Origin of the sequence: Paenibacillus sp. TAF43_2, from assembly GCF_052113545.1 — a bacterium.
Classification (GTDB): Bacteria; Bacillota; Bacilli; order Paenibacillales; family Paenibacillaceae; genus Pristimantibacillus.
In genome coordinates, this window is record NZ_JBFRDK010000042.1 from 27,595 (window position 1) to 44,898 (window position 17,304).

The window sequence follows — 17,304 nt, forward strand, 5'->3', positions numbered from 1 at the left end:
GAAAACGTTGATATTGGCCCGATTGTTATCGTTGGAAAGCTGGAAGCGAGGGCTGTGGACGATCGTTCGGCTCGTGCTGATCATCGGATTGTCGTTCGTTATCTTGTATCCCATTATTCAAAAAATTTCGACGGCGATCAAAGACAAGGCGGATCTGTATTCGCCGATCGTCGTGTTTATTCCAGAGCACTTTACGCTCGACAATTTCAAGCAAGCGATCGCCATTATGGATTATTGGGAAACGCTGGCAAATACATTTGTGCTATCTAGCATGACGACGATCATGACCGCCGCATCCTGCGCGTTCGCAGGTTATGCGTTCGCCAGGCTGAAGTTCAAAGGAAGCAATCTGCTGTTTGCTGGCGTTATATTAACCATCTTGGTTCCGCCTACGACCATCCTAATTCCGATCTATATGAACTTGAAGGACTTTACGCTTCTAGGCGTGATCCCGCTGCTAACCGGCGGAAAGTCCTTGAATTTGCTTAATTCTTACTGGCCGTTTATTCTAACTTCCCTTACGGCGAATTCGTTGAAGGCGGGGCTGTACATCTTCATCTTCCGGCAGTTTTTCCGTGGTATTCCGAAGGAGGTGGAGGAAGCGGCATACATCGATGGGGCGGGCGTTGGCTCGACGTTCCTTCGTATCATGCTGCCGAATGCGATTCCGTCCATTGTTACCGTATTGCTCTTCTCCTTTGTGTGGCAGTGGAATGATAGTTTCTTCACGACAACCTATCTGACGTCGAGCAAAGTGATGTCCACGCAGTTGTCGTCCCTTCCTTACAACTTGCAAATTTTGCTAGAAGGCGGCGCAACGACCAACAAAGACCCGTTCTTCATGAGCATGGTGCAGGATACCGGTATTTTGCTTGCGATTCTGCCGCTCGTTATTCTTTATTTGTTCGTTCAAAGATACTTCGTCGAAAGTATCGAGCGTACTGGAATCGTCGGTTAAGAAAAGTACTGACGCATGTATAGCGCCTTGGGGGGCCAGCTACTTCGGCCAGCGCCCGCAGGGCGCTTATTGCTGCTTAGAGATTTGGAGTGCAAAACAAGATTACGAATGAAAGGCGGGCAAACGAATTGAGTCAAAAAAGAAACAAGCTAATATACAGCATTATAGCTGCTGTCACCTTAATTGCAGTTGTTGCTGTGCTTATTCTCAATAAGCATCAAGCGGAAACAGTGAATGAAACGGCTGCGCTTCAAACGGAAGCACCTGCTGGCAGCGTCAATCCTGAAGATGGCCAGCCTACAAGCACGATTGAAGCGACTCCGGCTCCAACATTGAAGCCAACTCCGACGCCGGAACCATCGGTCGAGCAGGATATTCCATCGCTTGCGGAGACATTCGCTGATTATTTTCCGATCGGAGCTGCCATCGAGCCGGCCCAGATGGAGGGCCTAAAGGCAGAGATGCTCAAGAAGCACGTGAACTGGCTTGTTGCGGAGAACGTGATGAAGCCCGATGCGATTCAACCTACGGAAGGTAAATTCAATTGGGGGAATGCGGATCGAATCGTAGCGTTCGCGAAAGAAAACAACATGGAGGTGCGCTTCCATACCTTGCTTTGGCATAGTCAGGTCGGCGCTTGGTTCTTTAAGGATGCGGAGGGCAAGCCGATGGTTGAGGAGACAGACGCGGCTAAGCGCGAAGCGAACAAAAAGCTGCTGCTGCAGCGAGTCGATACGCATGTCCGCACAATTGTCGAACGATACAAGGACGATATCCAATCATGGGACGTTGTCAATGAAGTAATAGAGCCAGCCGATCCGGACGGGATGCGAGCTAGCGAATGGTATAAGATAACGGGTACAGACTTTATCGAGACGGCATTCCGAGCGGCACGCGAAGCGGGCGGAGCCGAGGCAAAGCTGTACATTAATGATTACGGAACGGACAATCCGGCGAAGCGAGACCGATTGTATGAGCTTGTGAAGGAAATGCTGGACAAAGGCGTACCGATCGATGGTGTTGGTCATCAGACCCATATCGACCTATTCGGGCCGACGGTGAATTCTATTATCGAATCGATGAAGAAGTTTGCTGAGCTAGGTCTTGATAATCTCGTTACCGAGCTGGATATGAGTCTCTACGCATGGAACGATCGCAGCGATGTTGGCAGCGATATACCGGTTGATCTGCTGCAGAAGCAGGCGGATAGATATCGCGAGCTGTTTGAGGCTTTCAGAGACAATAAGGACATTCTTAGCGGCGTCGTATTCTGGGGCATCGCGGACGACCATACGTGGTTGAACAGCTTCCCGGTGACGCGTACCAATGCGCCATTCTTGTTCGACAAGCAGCTTCACGCGAAGCCGGCATTCTGGGCGGTCGTCGATCCATCTGGGCAAGTACGACCATAAAAGTATAAAAAGTACCGCCTATAATTTATGTGGGAAAACCTATAGATAGACGGGTTGTTGCCGAGGTGCATACAGGCTAGACTGGTTGGATGATGGACTAATCCAGCCCTACTAGGAGGAGCTAGCGATGAACAAAACAACAATAACGAACCCGGTCATCTGGGCGGACGTTCCGGATCCGAGCGTGATCCGTGTAGGATCGACCTTCTATATGGTCAGCACAAGCATGCATTCGATGCCAGGCTGTCCGATTATGAAGTCCGAAAACCTGCAGAATTGGGAGCTTGTTAATTACGTATACGAGACGTTCGAGGATAATGACGCACACAATTTGCTTGACGGTAAAGGCATTTACGGCAAGGGATCATGGGCTGCCAGCTTACGCTATCGCGACGGTATCTTTTATGTGTGTTTCTCGAGTCTGGATATGAATCAGTTCTATGTGTATACGACTGAGGATATCGAGAACGGGAAATGGGAACGAAGCGTTATTCAAGGACTTCACCATGATCCGAGCATGCTGTTCGACGACGATGGCCGTGTGTTTGTCTTCCATGGCAATGGCGATATTCGGATTACAGAGCTGTCTGAGAAAGCAACTGCTCTGAAGCCGGACGGCATCAATCAATTGCTGCTCGAGACGGAGCGAGACGGAATTATGCTTCGTGCCGAGGGCTGCCATGCCTACAAAATCAATGGTTATTATTATTTATTCTTCATCGATTGGCCAAATACAGGTAACAAGCGCCGCAGACAGCTATGCTATCGTTCACGTGAACTGCTCGGTCCATACGAGCACAAGCTAGTACTCGATGATCAAATGGATTATCGGAACAATGGCATCGCACAAGGTGGCATTTTTGATACGTCAGAAGGGGATTGGTATGCGGTACTGTTCCAAGATCACGGGGCCGTTGGCCGTATTCCATGCGTACTGCCGGTCGTTTGGGATAATGACTGGCCAGTTCTGGGGCAACAGGGCAAAGCGCCAAAGACTCTCGAAGTGAAGCTGCCCAGCTCGGAGACAAAACCGCTTGTCATCAGTGATGAGTTTGATTACGGGGAGAATCGTCTAGCGCTTCATTGGCAATGGAATCATAATCCCGACAATGGTAAATGGTCGGTAACGGAGCGACCGGGCTGCTTGCGCCTAACGACGGGACATATCACGAATAGCGTAGAATTTGCCCGCAATACGTTAACACAGCGTACAGAAGGTCCGGCATGTGTCGGTACAACGGTTATGGACATCAAGGCTATGAAACCGGGCGACCGTGCAGGGTTAGTGTCGCTGCAATATGCTTTCGGCTCGGTCGGTATTCAGGTCGATGACAACGGCGATTTTTACGTAGCAATGTGCGTCAATGGCAGAGTGGACGACGGTCAAGGCGAAATCACAGTTGAACGCGTAAAGTATGAGGGCGACCAAATCTATTTGCAAATAGAGTGCCAGTTCGATAATGGCGATCGCGAGGATATTGCCTGGTTCCGCTATTCCACGGACGGAGTGAATTGGGTTGTGATCGGAGAACCGTTTCATATGCAATATAGGCTTGAACACTTTATGGGCTACCGATTCGGTCTGTACAATTACGCCACGAAGCAAGCTGGCGGTTTCGTTGATTTCGATTACTTCCGCTATGTGAGTCTGATTTAACTATTTTCGCAACGATAAGGAGAGTGCGCTTGCATGAATTATAACAATCCGGTTATAAGCGGTTTTCATCCGGACCCAAGCGTCTGTCGCTTTGGCGATGATTATTATCTCGTAACGAGTTCCTTCGAATATTTTCCGGGTGTTCCGCTGTTCCACAGCAAGGATCTTGTGAATTGGACGCAGCTCGGCCACGTTTTGACAAGGCCCGAGCAGCTCGATCTAAGCCGTGCACCAAGCTCCGGCGGCATATTCGCGCCTACGATCCGTGAGCATAACGGAACGTTTTATATGGTGACGACGAACGTTACCGCCGGCGGTAACTTCTTCGTACATACGAATGATCCGCGCGGGGAATGGTCGAATCCGATCTTCGTCGACCATCCCGGCATAGACCCAGACTTGTTCTTCGATGAGGATGGAACATTGTATTTCACTTCCTCTGCTCACGGAGATCAGGGTCCTGGCATCTATCAAAGCAAGATTGATCCGAAAACCGGCAAAAGGCTGACTGATCCTGCTTTCCTCTGGACGGGAACAGGAGGCCAGTACCCGGAAGCACCGCATATTTATCGTGTCGGCAGTTGGTACTATTTAATGATTGCCGAAGGCGGCACCGAATACGGCCATATGGAAACGATCGCTAGAAGCGAACGTCCGAATGGACCTTTCGCAAGCTGTCCGCACAATCCAATCTTAACCCATCGAAGCCAGTCGAAAACGATTCATGCAACGGGACACGCAGACCTCGTTCAAACGCCGGACGGAGACTGGTGGGCTGTATTTCTTGGCATCAGGCCGCATGGCTATCCGAATAAACACCATCTCGGCAGAGAGACGTTTCTTTCTCCCGTCACATGGACGGAAGAGGGTTGGCCGATCATTGGCGATAACGGAACGGTCAGCGAGACGATGCCGGCAGGCAATCTTCCGCTGCTGCCTGTAGCCGCTGCCCCAGTTCGGGACAATTTCGATGCGGCGGCGCTTGCACCGTATTGGAATTTTATGCGTTCACCCAATCCGGATAACTGGTGCCTTAGCGAGAAGGATAGTTGTCTAACATTACGGGGCAACGAGACGACGTTGAATGAAATCGGAGCGCCTGCATTTCTAGCGAGAAGACAACAGCATTTCGATTGCAGCGTGTCTACGCATATGGAATTTGCACCTCAGCGTGACGGAGAGGAAGCGGGCATTACCGTTTATATGAACGATCGCTTCCATTATGAGATTGCTTTGACTCGTATCGCTGGCGTGTGCAAAGTCATTTTCCGTAGAAAGCTTGGCAGCTTGTGGAAGATCGAGAACGAGGCGCCGTGGCCGTTCGAATCTATCGTTCTTCATGTGAGCGCGACTCGCGACCTGTATGCTTTCGGATTTTCTGATGGCAACGGAGAACCATTCTGGTTCGGCCATGGAGAGACCTCTCTTCTTGCAACGGAAGTGGCTGGCGGATTTACTGGCGTGCTCTTCGCCTTGTATGCGACCGGAAATGGCGCCAAATCGCAGTCGCTCGCCCATTTTGACTGGTTCGATTATGAATCCAAGTAACAAATTATCCATACGAACAATAAAAGCTTTTCCCATATTACCTGGAAAAAGCTATATTCTACTAAATTGGCAATTAAATTATGTCTAAAGTCAACCTAAACATGAAGAGGAGGCGATCGGAGAAATGGACAATTCCCGATATGAAGGATCTTTAAAACTTCATAAATCGTTTAGTCAGCAGTTTTTAATTGGCGCAGCTGTAAATATGAAGACGCTGGTCACACAACGCGAGTTGTTGGCGTATCATTTCAATAGTTTAACGGCTGAAAATGAGATGAAGTTCGAGCGTTTGCATCCTGCAGAACACCAATATACTTTCGAGGATGCGGATCGAATAATGAATTTCGCGAAAGTAAACGGAATGCAAGTAAGAGGGCATACGCTCGTCTGGCATAATCAAACGCCTGCTTGGGTGTTCGAGAATGAAACTGGAGGTCTAGTTGATCGCGATACGCTGTTGGAGCGAATGAAAGCTCACATTAATACAGTGGTTGGGCGTTATAAGGGTCAAATTTATGCATGGGATGTCGTGAATGAAGCCGTATCTGATAGTAGCGAAGAACAACTGCGTTCGTCCAAATGGCTCGACATCGTCGGTGAGGAATTCATTTCCAAGGCGTTCGAATATGCGCATGAAGCCGATCCCGAAGCGCTGTTGTTCTATAACGATTATAACGAGTCCGTACCTGAGAAGAGGGAAAAAATTTATAGACTGGTAAAATCTCTGAAGGAGAAGGGCGTGCCTATTCATGGTATCGGACTTCAAGCGCATTGGAATTTATCCCATCCGTCACTGCACGATATCCGAACGGCTATTGAACGTTATGCTTCGCTCGGACTGAAGCTGCATATCACTGAGATGGACGTATCGGTGTTCGAGTTCGAAGATAGGCGAACCGATCTGATATCGCCTACATCCGAGATGATGAGTCTTCAGGAGGATAGATATTCCCAGTTATTCCAGCTGTTCTGCGAATATAGCGATGTCCTGACGAGCGTGACGTTCTGGGGGGCCGCGGACGATTATACTTGGTTGGACAACTTCCCAGTCAGAGGGCGCAAGAATTGGCCGTTGCTGTTCGACAAGGAGCAACTGCCGAAAGGATCGTACCACAAGCTCATCAGCAGATAGCAGAAACGTTTAAAAGCAAGAATATCGTAAAGCTTTCTTTGCTTAGGTGATCATGCGATTCGATACAACATGAAAGCCCTTCTGCCCGGGTATACCAGGGCTAGAAGGGCTTTCATGTTGTATGGTCATTTATTATATATAGAAATGTCGCTTATATAATGAAGGCTTTTTCCTAAATAGGCTTTTTAACATATGTAGGTGAAAAGATCAGTAATAAGAAATTCTCAATGCAAAATGAGCTGCGAGTGACTATTGTGTGAAGCCGAAACCAAGAATTGTAAATTGCTTGCTCTCATGCTCTGACGCCATTCTGATTTCCACAGTATGCTCTTTCGATTGCTGCTCCCGAATCAAAAGGAGGGCGTGGCAACGCGTCCACTTGACGGTGTGGGACTCCGCCACCTTCACAAGCTTGCCGTCAACCAAAATATCGGCGTTTCCGAATTCGTTGCTTCCGGAATTTTTAAAAATGAGAAGCAGGCTTTTGCAATGAATCGTCATCGTGAAGCTGTCGCTGCCGGATTCAGATGTATGCATCCAGTTGTTGGGGAATTGGGCTGTGCCGTATGGATGATCGTCCATCTCCGCGAATTGGAGTTCGGTATCGGATGTGTAGAAACTGCCTTCCGTAATCTTTGCTACACTAGAACCATTGTTCCTATCCAGCAAACGAACATCAGCGAAATCGTTGCCGTACATCGGTGGTTTGTCGAGGACGATATCCTTTTGATAAGGTGCGCAACGATCGGTCTCCATGAAAAGCGAGCGCAAGCAGTCGGCCATGATGAGATGTCCCAAATTGGTCGGATGATAGATGTCACTAAAAAATTGCGACTTGGAAATGATGTTGCCTTCGTCCTTTGACTTATGAAATTGTTTTGTAACCGCATCCTTCACGCTTACCATGGGAAGATCATAATGATAGCCTACAGGAGAAAGTTGTTCCTGCAGATTCCAATCGTTTTCGAACACGCTGAACAGCAGAATAACGGCAGGCGAATTGGCGGCGGTCAAGATTTTCAGTACGAGACTCTCGTAGCAAATCCCTTTCGTCTCGTCGTCAGCGTCATTGACGGCAAACTCCACGACGACGATGTCCGGCTGAACCGTTCCGTTTCTCAGGACATCCCGCTCATAGCGAATCATGCCCAGTTCAGAAGGCGTACCGCCTAAGCCAGCTTTAATAAAGCGAATTTGATTACCGCCGTCCTTGCCAAACATCTCTTTGAAAGCGGTATATGTTCGGTGAGCGTAGCAAGACGTATGGAGCGGGTCTGCTCCAGCTCCATGAGTAATGGAGCCGCCAATAAAAGCAATCGTAACGTTATCGCCTCTCTTAGCCTTTTCAATGGCGGCTTTCAAACGCTTATTGTTGCCTTTGTCAAGCAGCGATTGGGCGATCATCTCATGATAAGCCTCCGAGTTAACATCAACGAGCTTCTCAGTTGCGTTTAAGGATAGACCATCTGTCATTGTTATTCCCCTTTCTTAAGTTCTATTAGTTTATCTTAGTACAAACCGACCGAGCAGCAAACCCGTCAAAGCATTGTTAACGGTAGCAAATTAGGCGGTTAGGAATGGATATTGTATTCCCTCTTTCAAATAGCCGATGAATTTGAGAAATCATACGAAAATAACTATGAAGGATTTAAACTATTGCATACAACGAAACCGTACAACATTTTTTAAGTACTTCTGATCCAGCCCGAATCATTAAATAGTGGGTAGGCGAATGTAATTTGGAAGCTCTGAAAGAGCAGATACAGAAGCCGAATCGGTGATAATTGTTCTACTCTTGTCTCACTTGTAATATAACAATCGTTTTGCTGATGCATTGCGGAAGCCGGTCGGTGTAAGATGCGTCAGCTGCTTGAACGATTTCATAAAATGATGACTGTCGCAATAGCCGAGCTGCATCGCGATTTCGTTGATGCTCTGATTAGTATCCGTCAGGAGAAAGGATGCGGCTTCAATCTTTTGACTCATAATAAAGTGCTTGAGTGACATACCGGAGATTGTTGAGAACAGGAAGGACAAGTATTTGGCATTATAACCGAAATGATCCGCGATCTGAGACACCTTCAGCGGTTCAAAGCGGTGCCACTTGATATAGTCTGCGATATCGTTGTAGAGCTGAAGCTGCTTCAGCTCTTTTTTTACGGCGTTTGTGCCAAGATCACATTGCTTGTAAAGCTCGTACAGAATACTCGTTGCCAAAAAATTATTCAGAGTCGGGTCTTGATAGCTTCGAACGGAGTCCTGCAGCTGTTTCATCATGACGATGATCTTATCCGAACGCTGCAGTGCACCTTGACGCGGTATCATCATATGTCCCGTCTGGGCTTCATACTCTTCGATGAGTATTGGAGCTGCCGATGGTTCCTCCGCGGTAAAATGAAGCCAATAAAAGCTGCAGTCGGACCCCTGATACCCGAATTGCCGGGTACGGGGAGCCATAAGAAGAAAATCCCCTTCCTGCAAGACATGCCGCTCCTCGTCATCTGCAATGTATAACTGTCCTTTAATCTGTATAAACAATTCATAATCCATGAGTACTCTGTTCATATGCGTCCATTCGGGAAACGGTGAAACGAATTTGCCGGTCATCGTCATCGTTAACGGTTTTTCTACGTTAAAGGTATAGCCGATCATTTAGAATTGACGCCGCCTTTCTGTCCTTTTTTCACTTAACTGGTTTAATCATAACCTTACGGTAGCCAAATTTCTATAACTTCTGTGCAGTCAACGATTAGAATTAAACCTGACTTTTTTACACAAATTCGAACCTTTCGCCATTTACCTTGTTAGTCGCAAAACGGTAATCTGAGGATAGTACGGATATGAAATCACAAAGGGACATGGAAGGTGAATGGATGATGAACAGGAATAAAGCGACGCTGCAGCGAATTGCTTTGCAGCATTTCGGATTGGATCAAGTGGTGCTTACCGAAGACTATCAAGCCAATGCTTTCAAGAAGGAACTCGAATACCTGAACAGCTATAATGTCGACAGGCTGCTGGCCGGATTCCGGGAAACCCGTGGGCTCAAGCCGAAGGCAGCGAAATACCCGGGATGGGAGGAGACGGAGATTCGCGGACATACGCTAGGTCATTATCTGTCGGCATGCGCGCAAGCATACTCCGCGACGAAGGATCCGGTAATGCTGAAGAGACTGACGTATATGGCAAATGAATTGTCGGAATGCCAGTTTGAAAGCGGTTATCTCTCCGCATTTCCTGAAGCGCTCATTGATAATATCGAGCAGAAGCAGCCAGCATGGGTTCCCTGGTATACGATGCACAAGATTATTGCGGGATTGATATCCGTATACCAAGCTACTCATTCCAAGGTCGTCTTCGACACGGTTGTGAAATTGGGTGACTGGGTGGCTTCGCGGACATCCCGTTGGTCAGACGAGCTGCAAGCGACAGTACTGGCCGTCGAGTATGGGGGAATGAATGATTGCCTCTATGAACTGTATAAAATTTCCGGCGATTCGAAGCATCTGGAGGCAGCTCACAAATTCGACGAGCTCCCTTTATTTGAGGCGACCCGGCAAGGCAAGGATGTTTTGAGGGGGAAGCATGCAAACACGACGATTCCGAAATTTTTGGGAGCGTTGAACCGTTTTCTTGTACTAGGGGAAAACGAGCGTTTCTATCTGGAAGCGGCTATAAATTTCTGGGATATGGTTGTTAACCACCATAGTTATATGACCGGCGGCAACAGCGAGTCGGAGCATTTTGGCGAGCCGAAATCGCTCGATCAGAGACGCACGGACATCACCTGCGAAACGTGCAATAGCTACAATATGCTGAAGCTGACCCGCGAACTGTTTAAGCTGACCGGAGACCGGAAGTATGCGGACTTCTACGAGACGACCTATATGAACGCAATCCTTTCCTCACAAAATCCCGAAACGGGCATGACCATGTATTTTCAGCCGATGGCGACAGGGTACTTTAAGATTTACAGCTCGCCGTTTGAGCACTTCTGGTGCTGTACGGGAACGGGGATGGAGAGCTTTACGAAGCTGGGCGACAGCATCTACTTCCATAAAGCGAATGAGCTGTATATTAATCAATATGTAAGCTCCACTTTAGATTGGAGTGAGCAGAATGTACGCCTTGCTCTAAGCTCCGGCATTCCAGACAGCGACTGTGTAACGCTCCAGCTTGAGACGGAAGATCGACAGCCGAGGGAGCTCAAGCTTCATCTTCGCATTCCTTACTGGGTTCGGGGAGAGATCGAAGCGCACTTGAATGGTGAGCCATTGCCTCTCGAAGTCAAGGACCATTACATCGTGATCGACCGTAAATGGAACCATGGCGATATGCTTGCTCTAAAGCTCCCGATGAAGGTGTTTTACTCCGGCCTGCCGGATAATCGCTATGCTGTCGGTTTTCAATATGGGCCGGTCGTATTAAGCGCGACGCTCGGAACAGAGGACATGATCCAGGCGAGTACGGGGATTATGGTAAGCGTGCCAACACGCAGAATGCTTGTGAAGGATTTTATAATTCCCCAGGGATTGAGCCCACAGCAGTGGCTGGACGATATTGAGCAGCACCTGATGAAGGAAGACGGCAAGCTTGTCTTTAGGCTCCGAAATACTGATGAGGACGAACGGCTTGTATTTACCCCGCATTATAAGCAGCATCAGGAGCGTTACGGCATCTATTGGAATATTGTCGAAGCGGACTCCGAAGAGCTGAAACGCCATTTGGCGCTTGGACGAATGGAGCGGCTTGTGAAAGAGGCGACGATCGACAGCGTCCAGGTCGGTAATGATCAATACGAGCTCCAGCATGAAATACAAGGACAAGAAACGTTCAGTGGAGCTTGGGACGGTCAAAATGGAAGATTGGCGCATCCCGGCGGATGGTTCAGCTATAAGCTTAACATTGATCCAGAAAGCGAGAACGTGCTTCAGGTGATGTATTTCTGCATCAATTATGATAGGGTGATGAACATTTATGCGGATGGCGTATTGCTTGTACGCGAACAGTCATCCTGGGAGTGGAAACGCGACTTTATTACGAAGCACTATTTGATTCCTGCAGAGATCGTGAAGGGGAAATCGCAAGTGGAATTCAGGTTTGCTCCGGAAGACAAGCTGAGCGGCATCTATGGTATGCTGCGAACGATGAGACCGGTGTCCCATCCTATTTTCAGCTTTCCTCAGTAGGATTTCGGTTATACGTGCGTATATGAATAAGCAGAGGCTGCCCTACATGATGAAAATATTGCTGAAGCGATGTTTGCAGTGCGGAAAAATATGTCATAGAAAGCGAGCATAAACGATGACGAGCTTGGAAATAGCGGGAATTCCCGCCGCTTATATAAGAGCGGCTGCGAGTGGCAATCAAGGTTCAGTGCGAGATGTTGTTTATCCGGTTAACCACTATATTAACCAATTGCGCCAATTCGTGACGAATCGAGAGGTAGATTTTTGGGAGACGGGAAGAGAAACGGTTAGAGGAGAGGCCATTATGAAATGCTGTAGTGTCTATCTCCCGGCGGGTTACGACGATAGCGACAATGCTACCCGTTACAATGTTTTATATTTGCTTCATGGTGTAGGCGGGGACCAATATGAATGGTTGCGCGGTAGCTGGAATGAGGGCGGCAATTCGATCTTGTGTAATATGATTGATAACCTCATCGCAAACGGTGATATCGATCCAGTTATTGTCGTAATGCCGAATGGAAGAAGCTCGCATGACTGGACAGAGAGTAAATTCAATTCCGAAGGAACCAATATGCTCGGGTTCTATTATTTTGATTATGAGCTGAGATATGATTTGATTCCGTACATTGAATCCACATTCAAGACGTATGCGAATATAGGGGAGACCGATCCAGAAGCAATCGAATTCAGTCGCAAGCATAGGGCTATCGCAGGTCTATCCATGGGTGGCATGCAGGCATTGAATCTGATCCTTGGGGGGTATCGATGCGATTCTGCGACAATCACTGGAGTGGCAAGCGAATGGGAGAACGGGCTTGCCTCGACTGTTCCCGTACGTGGCATGACTGATATATTCGCTTACGTAGGCTCTTTCTCAAATGCACCTACATCAAGCAATGGTAAGCTTCTGGGCACGAGCATTGCATTAAGAGGCCGGAAGCTTCAAGTATTGTATATGACATGCGGAGATGCCGACGAAGTATCGTTCAAATGCTACAATCAATCAATTGAAGGTCTTACGGATAGAGCAGGGGATTTCCTTAATTCGTATTACCAAGTTACGATTAAGGGCGGGATCCATGATTTTCAAGTATGGCACAACGGCGCGTATCATTTTATCCGTTTGTTATTTGGAAATGGAGAAGCGCACTCTTAATTCACTCAGTGAAGTTGAGCAAGACACAGATTTAATTGACATGCTCCTCTTACAGCGAACAGGTGAATCATTCCTAACCTGACTCTGTAAAGGAGCTTTTTTTATATTGAAATGTATTGAACTGCAATCAAATTTACAATTACTGCATATCAGAATATATCAATTATACGTTAGTATAGATCATTGTTTTTAGACGGCTGATAATTTACTATTTATTAGAAAGTTGGTAATTAATTGAAGGGTAAACAGTGCATTTACGGAGGTGTATGGGCTGGAAAGGAAATGGAACCACGGATAGGGGAGTGTTAGCTGGTTGCTTGGACATCTCTAAATATTTCTTTTCTTCAATGTTGGAAGCGCTTTCAAACAACTTATTTATAGGGGGATTACATGGTGCGTATAAAAGAATACAGGATGAGAAGTGAATCTATTAAAAAATTTCTCTACATACTGCCTTTCATGGGTTTACTTGCTACCTTTGCATACTACCCGCTATATGGTTGGGTTTATGCCTTCTTTGACTATACGCCGCCGACACCTTTGTCTCAATCCGCTTATGTTGGTTTCAAGTGGTTTCGTTCCTTAGTCGAAAACCAAGTAAAGATAGACCAATTGCTTCAGGTAATCAAAAATACGTTTGGGATGAGCGGCTTGGGTTTGCTATTCTCATGGCTACCAATGATTTTTGCTATATTTCTGAATGAAATAAAAGCTTTGCGTTTCCGGAAGTTTGTGCAAACGGTAACGACCTTGCCAAACTTTATCAGCTGGGTACTGGTCTATTCACTGGCATTCTCTATGTTATAGCCATCTTGTATATAGCTGCCATTATGAGTATAGATGAATCCCTTTATGAAGCGGCGCGTGTAGACGGTGCAACAAGGATGCAGGTCATATGGAATGTGATTTTACCAAGTCTGATGTCAACCTATTTTGTTCTGTTAATGCTGCAAATTGCGAGTTTCCTGAATAATGGCTTGGAGCAATATTTTGTTTTTCAAAATGCATTTAACAAAGAAAACATACAGGTTCTGGATTTATATGTGTACAACCTAGCCATGGGGGGCGGGAGCTATTCCGTTTCTGTTGCGATCAGCATGCTGAAGAGTTTGGTTAGTGTTGTGCTTCTCTTTTCAGTGAACGGATTATCAAAAATGATAAGAGGAGAGAGCGTGGTATGAGCGATAAAGCAGCAGGCCTGGCAGTGAACAATGTTCACACTAACAAGAAGCATTCCAGCATTACCGATATCTTGATTTCAGCCTTGATTTATACCCTGTATACGCTGTTTGCTCTCCTATGCATTTTTCCATTTTACTCTATCATTATCAATACCATTAGCGCCAATGATCTTAGCGCCAGAGGTGAGATTGTATTTTACCCGCAGCAAATCCATTTCCAGAACTACTTGGATGTATTTAAGATTCCGGGACTATGGGACGCTGCTATTATATCGCTGGGAAGAACGCTAATCGGAACTTCTCTGACCGTCGGGGCTTCAGCCTTTTTGGGATTCATGTTTTCTCAGGAGGATATGTGGGGGAGAAAGTTCTGGTACCGCTTCACGATAATTACGATGTTTTTTAATGCAGGAATTATCCCGTGGTATCTCACCATGCGGTCCTTGCATCTGACTAACCATTTTTTGGCCTACATTTTGCCGACTATTGTAGCTCCATTTTTTATTATCCTTGTAAAAACCTTTGTGGAATCGACGCCCAAGGAATTGCAGCAGGCGGCAAGTATCGATGGGGCTGGGGTTATGACGATTTTCTTCAAAGTGATATTGCCTATAAGCAAGCCGATATTGGCTACAGTTGCCATATTTGCAGCGGTGGATCAATGGAACTCTTTTCAGGATACGCTGCTGCTCGTCACTGACAGCAAATTGTATAGCCTGCAGTTCATTTTATATAACTATATTAATCAGGCAAGCTCATTATCTACCATGGTCAATCTTCAAAATGCCGGTTCTACAGCTATGGCAACTCTGGCAACCAAGCAAACGACAACTTCAATCCGTATGACGGTTACCATTATTGTTGTTGCGCCTATATTGCTGGTTTATCCGATCTTCCAGAGGTTTTTTGTAAAAGGGATTATGATAGGGGCAGTGAAAGGCTAACCTGCACCATTATAATAAAAAATGAATTGAGGGGGTTTACCATTGAGTAATCGTCATAAAGCGGTGGAAAAATCGATGGTGGTGTTGTTCGCTTGCATATTCACGGTGACAACAGCATTGGCCGGCTGCAGCAAATCGGAGCCCGGCACTGATGAGAAGGGACCACAAAACCACACCACGATTGATCACAGCAAGCCGCTAACCCTTACCGTATTCAGCAATGCGGCAAATTACCAAGGAGAGCAGACCGGGTGGTATGGGAAGCTTCTCAAAGACAAGTTTAATATTACGCTCAACATTCTTGCACCACAGGTAGCCGGCGATCAGTTATACAAGACTAGATCGGCAGCAGGTGATCTAGGAGATATTCTGATCATCGAGAATAGTCAGTTGGAAGAATTGATTCCGGTCGGTCTTGTTATGGATATTACCGATCGAGTTGCGAATACGAAGTATCTGTCAAAATATGTGGACAATCACTTCAAGCCTTTTAATGGAGGATTTGATAAAGTAAATCCGGAAGGCAAGATTTATGGTCTGCCGACTTTTGTAGCGGATACTTCACCAACGACATTTTCAGAAGAACTGCCTTACTCCAGTCCAATTCTGCCTTGGGATTACTATAAGGGAGTAGGAGCTCCTAAGCTGAACAATCTTTCCGATCTACTGAGTGTACTGAAGAAGATGCAGGAAGAATACCCTAAGACTCCAGACGGCAAACCGATTGTTCCGATCACATTGTGGAAGGATTGGGACGGCGGAGGCATGGAAAATGTACGCTGGTTAAGCAACTGGTATGGTTATGAACAGCCCAATGGTACCTCTACGATACAGTTGAATGCAAAAGGTGATATTGCGCCGCTCATCGATGACAACAGCATGTACAAAAAAATTCTACAATTTTATTTTACCGCAAATCAAATGGGCCTGATCGATCCGGACTCGGCATCCCAGGACTGGAACAAGGTTGCTGAGAAGCTTACCAACAAGCAGGTGCTTCTTTTGTGGTATTCATGGCAAAGAGGGTTTTACAACTCAATTGAAAGAGGGATGAACGGAGATGGGAATGTCGCAGTTCCGATTGCTGACACCCGAATCATTCAAAGCAGCGATGCTTATTACGGCAGCGGGAGAGTATTTGCTATCGGGTCAAAAGCGAAAGAGCCCGACAGAATTATGGAATTTTTGGATTGGTTTGTGTCTCCTGAAGGCCTGCGCTACACGACGAATGGTTTTGAAGGCTTCAACTACGAAAAGACAGCAGACGGCAAGTTTAAGCTTACCCAAGTCGGTCAAACGGCATTTCAGGAAAATACTCCAGTTCCGGAGGAGTACGGCGGCGGCGGTTATCAGGATGGCCAAAGCAAAATCAATAGTATGATCATGAGCGATTTTGTGAAGGATCCCGATTCAGGAGAGTTTTACAACAATAATTACTGGAGCTCCACAATAGAAGCCAACAAGACAACCTTAACGACAGATTGGCAGAGTACATTTAATGCAACGAACGCAACGGAATACTACCTGAAAAATAATATGATCGATATTGTACCTAACATTAATACAAGTTTTGGTGTCGATTCATCTGATATCAAAAACAAGCGAAGCCAAATTTCGGATTATGTAAAAAACACATCATGGAAGATGATATTTGCAAAAAATCAAGGGGATTTCGACCAGCTGTGGGCAAAGATGAAGACAGATGTGGTGGGTTTGGGTTGGAATGATGTCGTTGCCTCGGATACGGAAAAAGCTAAAAAAATCGTTCAAATGCGTGCCGAAGCGTTAGCAAGCAAATAAATAAAATCGTTCATCATTTCAAACAAGTGGGGTATGAATGAATATTCATACTCCTCTCTTGTACTAGATTACTCAAATTGAAGGGAGTCGTTGTCAATGCTTAGAATCATAAAGGTTAAAAATGGTATAGTCCAGGGTCTTCCAGCAGCGGACCCGCGAATTACAAGCTTCAAAGGAATCCCATTCGCAGCTCCACCTGTTGGCGAAAACCGCTGGCGTGCCCCTCAGCCCGCGCAAGATTGGGAAGGCATATTAAAAGCATACGAATTCGCGCCGATATCGATGCAGGTGAGACAAGAGATCGACGAAAACAATATCTATACC

At 46.6% G+C, this 17,304-nt stretch carries 14 protein-coding genes; 12 read left to right on the forward strand and 2 right to left on the reverse strand.

Annotation, left to right across the window (positions count from 1 at the left end; genetic code table 11):
* Positions 1-7: 7 nt before the first annotated feature.
* The 5 genes from AB4Z17_RS11960 to AB4Z17_RS11980 all read left to right on the forward strand — a co-directional run bounded on the left by AB4Z17_RS11960 (position 8) and on the right by AB4Z17_RS11980 (position 6,707).
* Complete coding sequence (locus AB4Z17_RS11960) at positions 8-958, forward strand: carbohydrate ABC transporter permease (RefSeq protein ID WP_441959940.1); 951 nt, start codon at positions 8-10, stop codon at positions 956-958.
* Positions 959-1,086: 128 nt separating this feature from the next.
* Positions 1,087-2,370: an endo-1,4-beta-xylanase gene (locus AB4Z17_RS11965; RefSeq protein WP_441959941.1), complete on the forward strand. Its 1,284-nt coding sequence runs from the start codon at positions 1,087-1,089 to the stop codon at positions 2,368-2,370.
* Positions 2,371-2,497: 127 nt separating this feature from the next.
* Positions 2,498-4,027 (forward strand): glycoside hydrolase family 43 protein, encoded by a 1,530-nt coding sequence (locus AB4Z17_RS11970; RefSeq protein ID WP_441959942.1) that lies wholly within the window; start codon positions 2,498-2,500, stop codon positions 4,025-4,027.
* Positions 4,028-4,060: 33 nt separating this feature from the next.
* Positions 4,061-5,575, forward strand: coding sequence for a glycoside hydrolase family 43 protein (locus AB4Z17_RS11975; RefSeq protein WP_441959943.1), 1,515 nt, complete (start codon positions 4,061-4,063; stop codon positions 5,573-5,575).
* Positions 5,576-5,699: 124 nt separating this feature from the next.
* Positions 5,700-6,707 carry an endo-1,4-beta-xylanase gene (locus tag AB4Z17_RS11980; protein WP_441910273.1) on the forward strand — a complete coding sequence of 336 codons (1,008 nt, stop codon included), beginning with the start codon at positions 5,700-5,702 and terminating at the stop codon, positions 6,705-6,707.
* 249 nt (positions 6,708-6,956) lie between these two features.
* Here AB4Z17_RS11980 and AB4Z17_RS11985 read toward each other — a convergent pair whose 3' ends face one another.
* Both AB4Z17_RS11985 and AB4Z17_RS11990 read right to left on the reverse strand, forming a co-directional pair.
* Positions 6,957-8,180: a GDSL-type esterase/lipase family protein gene (locus AB4Z17_RS11985; protein WP_441910272.1), complete on the reverse strand. Its 1,224-nt coding sequence runs from the start codon at positions 8,178-8,180 to the stop codon at positions 6,957-6,959.
* A gap of 327 nt (positions 8,181-8,507) precedes the next feature.
* A complete protein-coding gene (locus AB4Z17_RS11990) occupies positions 8,508-9,359 on the reverse strand; it encodes an AraC family transcriptional regulator (protein ID WP_441959945.1) in 852 nt (283 codons plus the stop codon).
* A gap of 188 nt (positions 9,360-9,547) precedes the next feature.
* On the opposite strand from AB4Z17_RS11990, the gene AB4Z17_RS11995 reads away from it, so the two are divergent.
* The 7 genes from AB4Z17_RS11995 to AB4Z17_RS12025 all read left to right on the forward strand — a co-directional run.
* Complete coding sequence (locus tag AB4Z17_RS11995; protein WP_441959947.1) at positions 9,548-11,896, forward strand: beta-L-arabinofuranosidase domain-containing protein; 2,349 nt, start codon at positions 9,548-9,550, stop codon at positions 11,894-11,896.
* A 115-nt stretch (positions 11,897-12,011) separates the two neighbouring features.
* Positions 12,012-13,055, forward strand: coding sequence for an alpha/beta hydrolase (locus AB4Z17_RS12000; protein ID WP_441959949.1), 1,044 nt, complete (start codon positions 12,012-12,014; stop codon positions 13,053-13,055).
* Between the two features lie 390 nt (positions 13,056-13,445).
* Complete coding sequence (locus AB4Z17_RS12005; protein ID WP_441959951.1) at positions 13,446-13,862, forward strand: hypothetical protein; 417 nt, start codon at positions 13,446-13,448, stop codon at positions 13,860-13,862.
* 23 nt (positions 13,863-13,885) lie between these two features.
* Positions 13,886-14,236 (forward strand): ABC transporter permease subunit, encoded by a 351-nt coding sequence (locus AB4Z17_RS12010; protein ID WP_441959953.1) that lies wholly within the window; start codon positions 13,886-13,888, stop codon positions 14,234-14,236.
* Positions 14,233-15,180 carry a carbohydrate ABC transporter permease gene (locus tag AB4Z17_RS12015; RefSeq protein ID WP_441910267.1) on the forward strand — a complete coding sequence of 316 codons (948 nt, stop codon included), beginning with the start codon at positions 14,233-14,235 and terminating at the stop codon, positions 15,178-15,180. The genes AB4Z17_RS12010 and AB4Z17_RS12015 overlap by 4 nt, the downstream gene beginning before the upstream one ends.
* A gap of 42 nt (positions 15,181-15,222) precedes the next feature.
* Positions 15,223-16,980, forward strand: coding sequence for a hypothetical protein (locus tag AB4Z17_RS12020; protein WP_441959954.1), 1,758 nt, complete (start codon positions 15,223-15,225; stop codon positions 16,978-16,980).
* A 96-nt stretch (positions 16,981-17,076) separates the two neighbouring features.
* A partial coding sequence (locus tag AB4Z17_RS12025) for a carboxylesterase family protein (protein WP_441959955.1) occupies positions 17,077-17,304 on the forward strand: 228 nt, incomplete at its 3' end.

Coding starts and splice junctions, on each gene's coding strand:
- AB4Z17_RS11970 (WP_441959942.1), top strand. CDS start 2,498: ATGAACAAAACAACAATAACGAACCCGGTCATCTGGGCGGACGTTCCG.
- AB4Z17_RS11975 (WP_441959943.1), top strand. CDS start 4,061: ATGAATTATAACAATCCGGTTATAAGCGGTTTTCATCCGGACCCAAGC.
- AB4Z17_RS11980 (WP_441910273.1), top strand. CDS start 5,700: ATGGACAATTCCCGATATGAAGGATCTTTAAAACTTCATAAATCGTTT.
- AB4Z17_RS11985 (WP_441910272.1), bottom strand. CDS start 8,180: ATGACAGATGGTCTATCCTTAAACGCAACTGAGAAGCTCGTTGATGTT.
- AB4Z17_RS11990 (WP_441959945.1), bottom strand. CDS start 9,359: ATGATCGGCTATACCTTTAACGTAGAAAAACCGTTAACGATGACGATG.
- AB4Z17_RS11995 (WP_441959947.1), top strand. CDS start 9,548: ATGAAATCACAAAGGGACATGGAAGGTGAATGGATGATGAACAGGAAT.
- AB4Z17_RS12000 (WP_441959949.1), top strand. CDS start 12,012: ATGACGAGCTTGGAAATAGCGGGAATTCCCGCCGCTTATATAAGAGCG.
- AB4Z17_RS12005 (WP_441959951.1), top strand. CDS start 13,446: ATGGTGCGTATAAAAGAATACAGGATGAGAAGTGAATCTATTAAAAAA.
- AB4Z17_RS12010 (WP_441959953.1), top strand. CDS start 13,886: ATGAGTATAGATGAATCCCTTTATGAAGCGGCGCGTGTAGACGGTGCA.
- AB4Z17_RS12015 (WP_441910267.1), top strand. CDS start 14,233: ATGAGCGATAAAGCAGCAGGCCTGGCAGTGAACAATGTTCACACTAAC.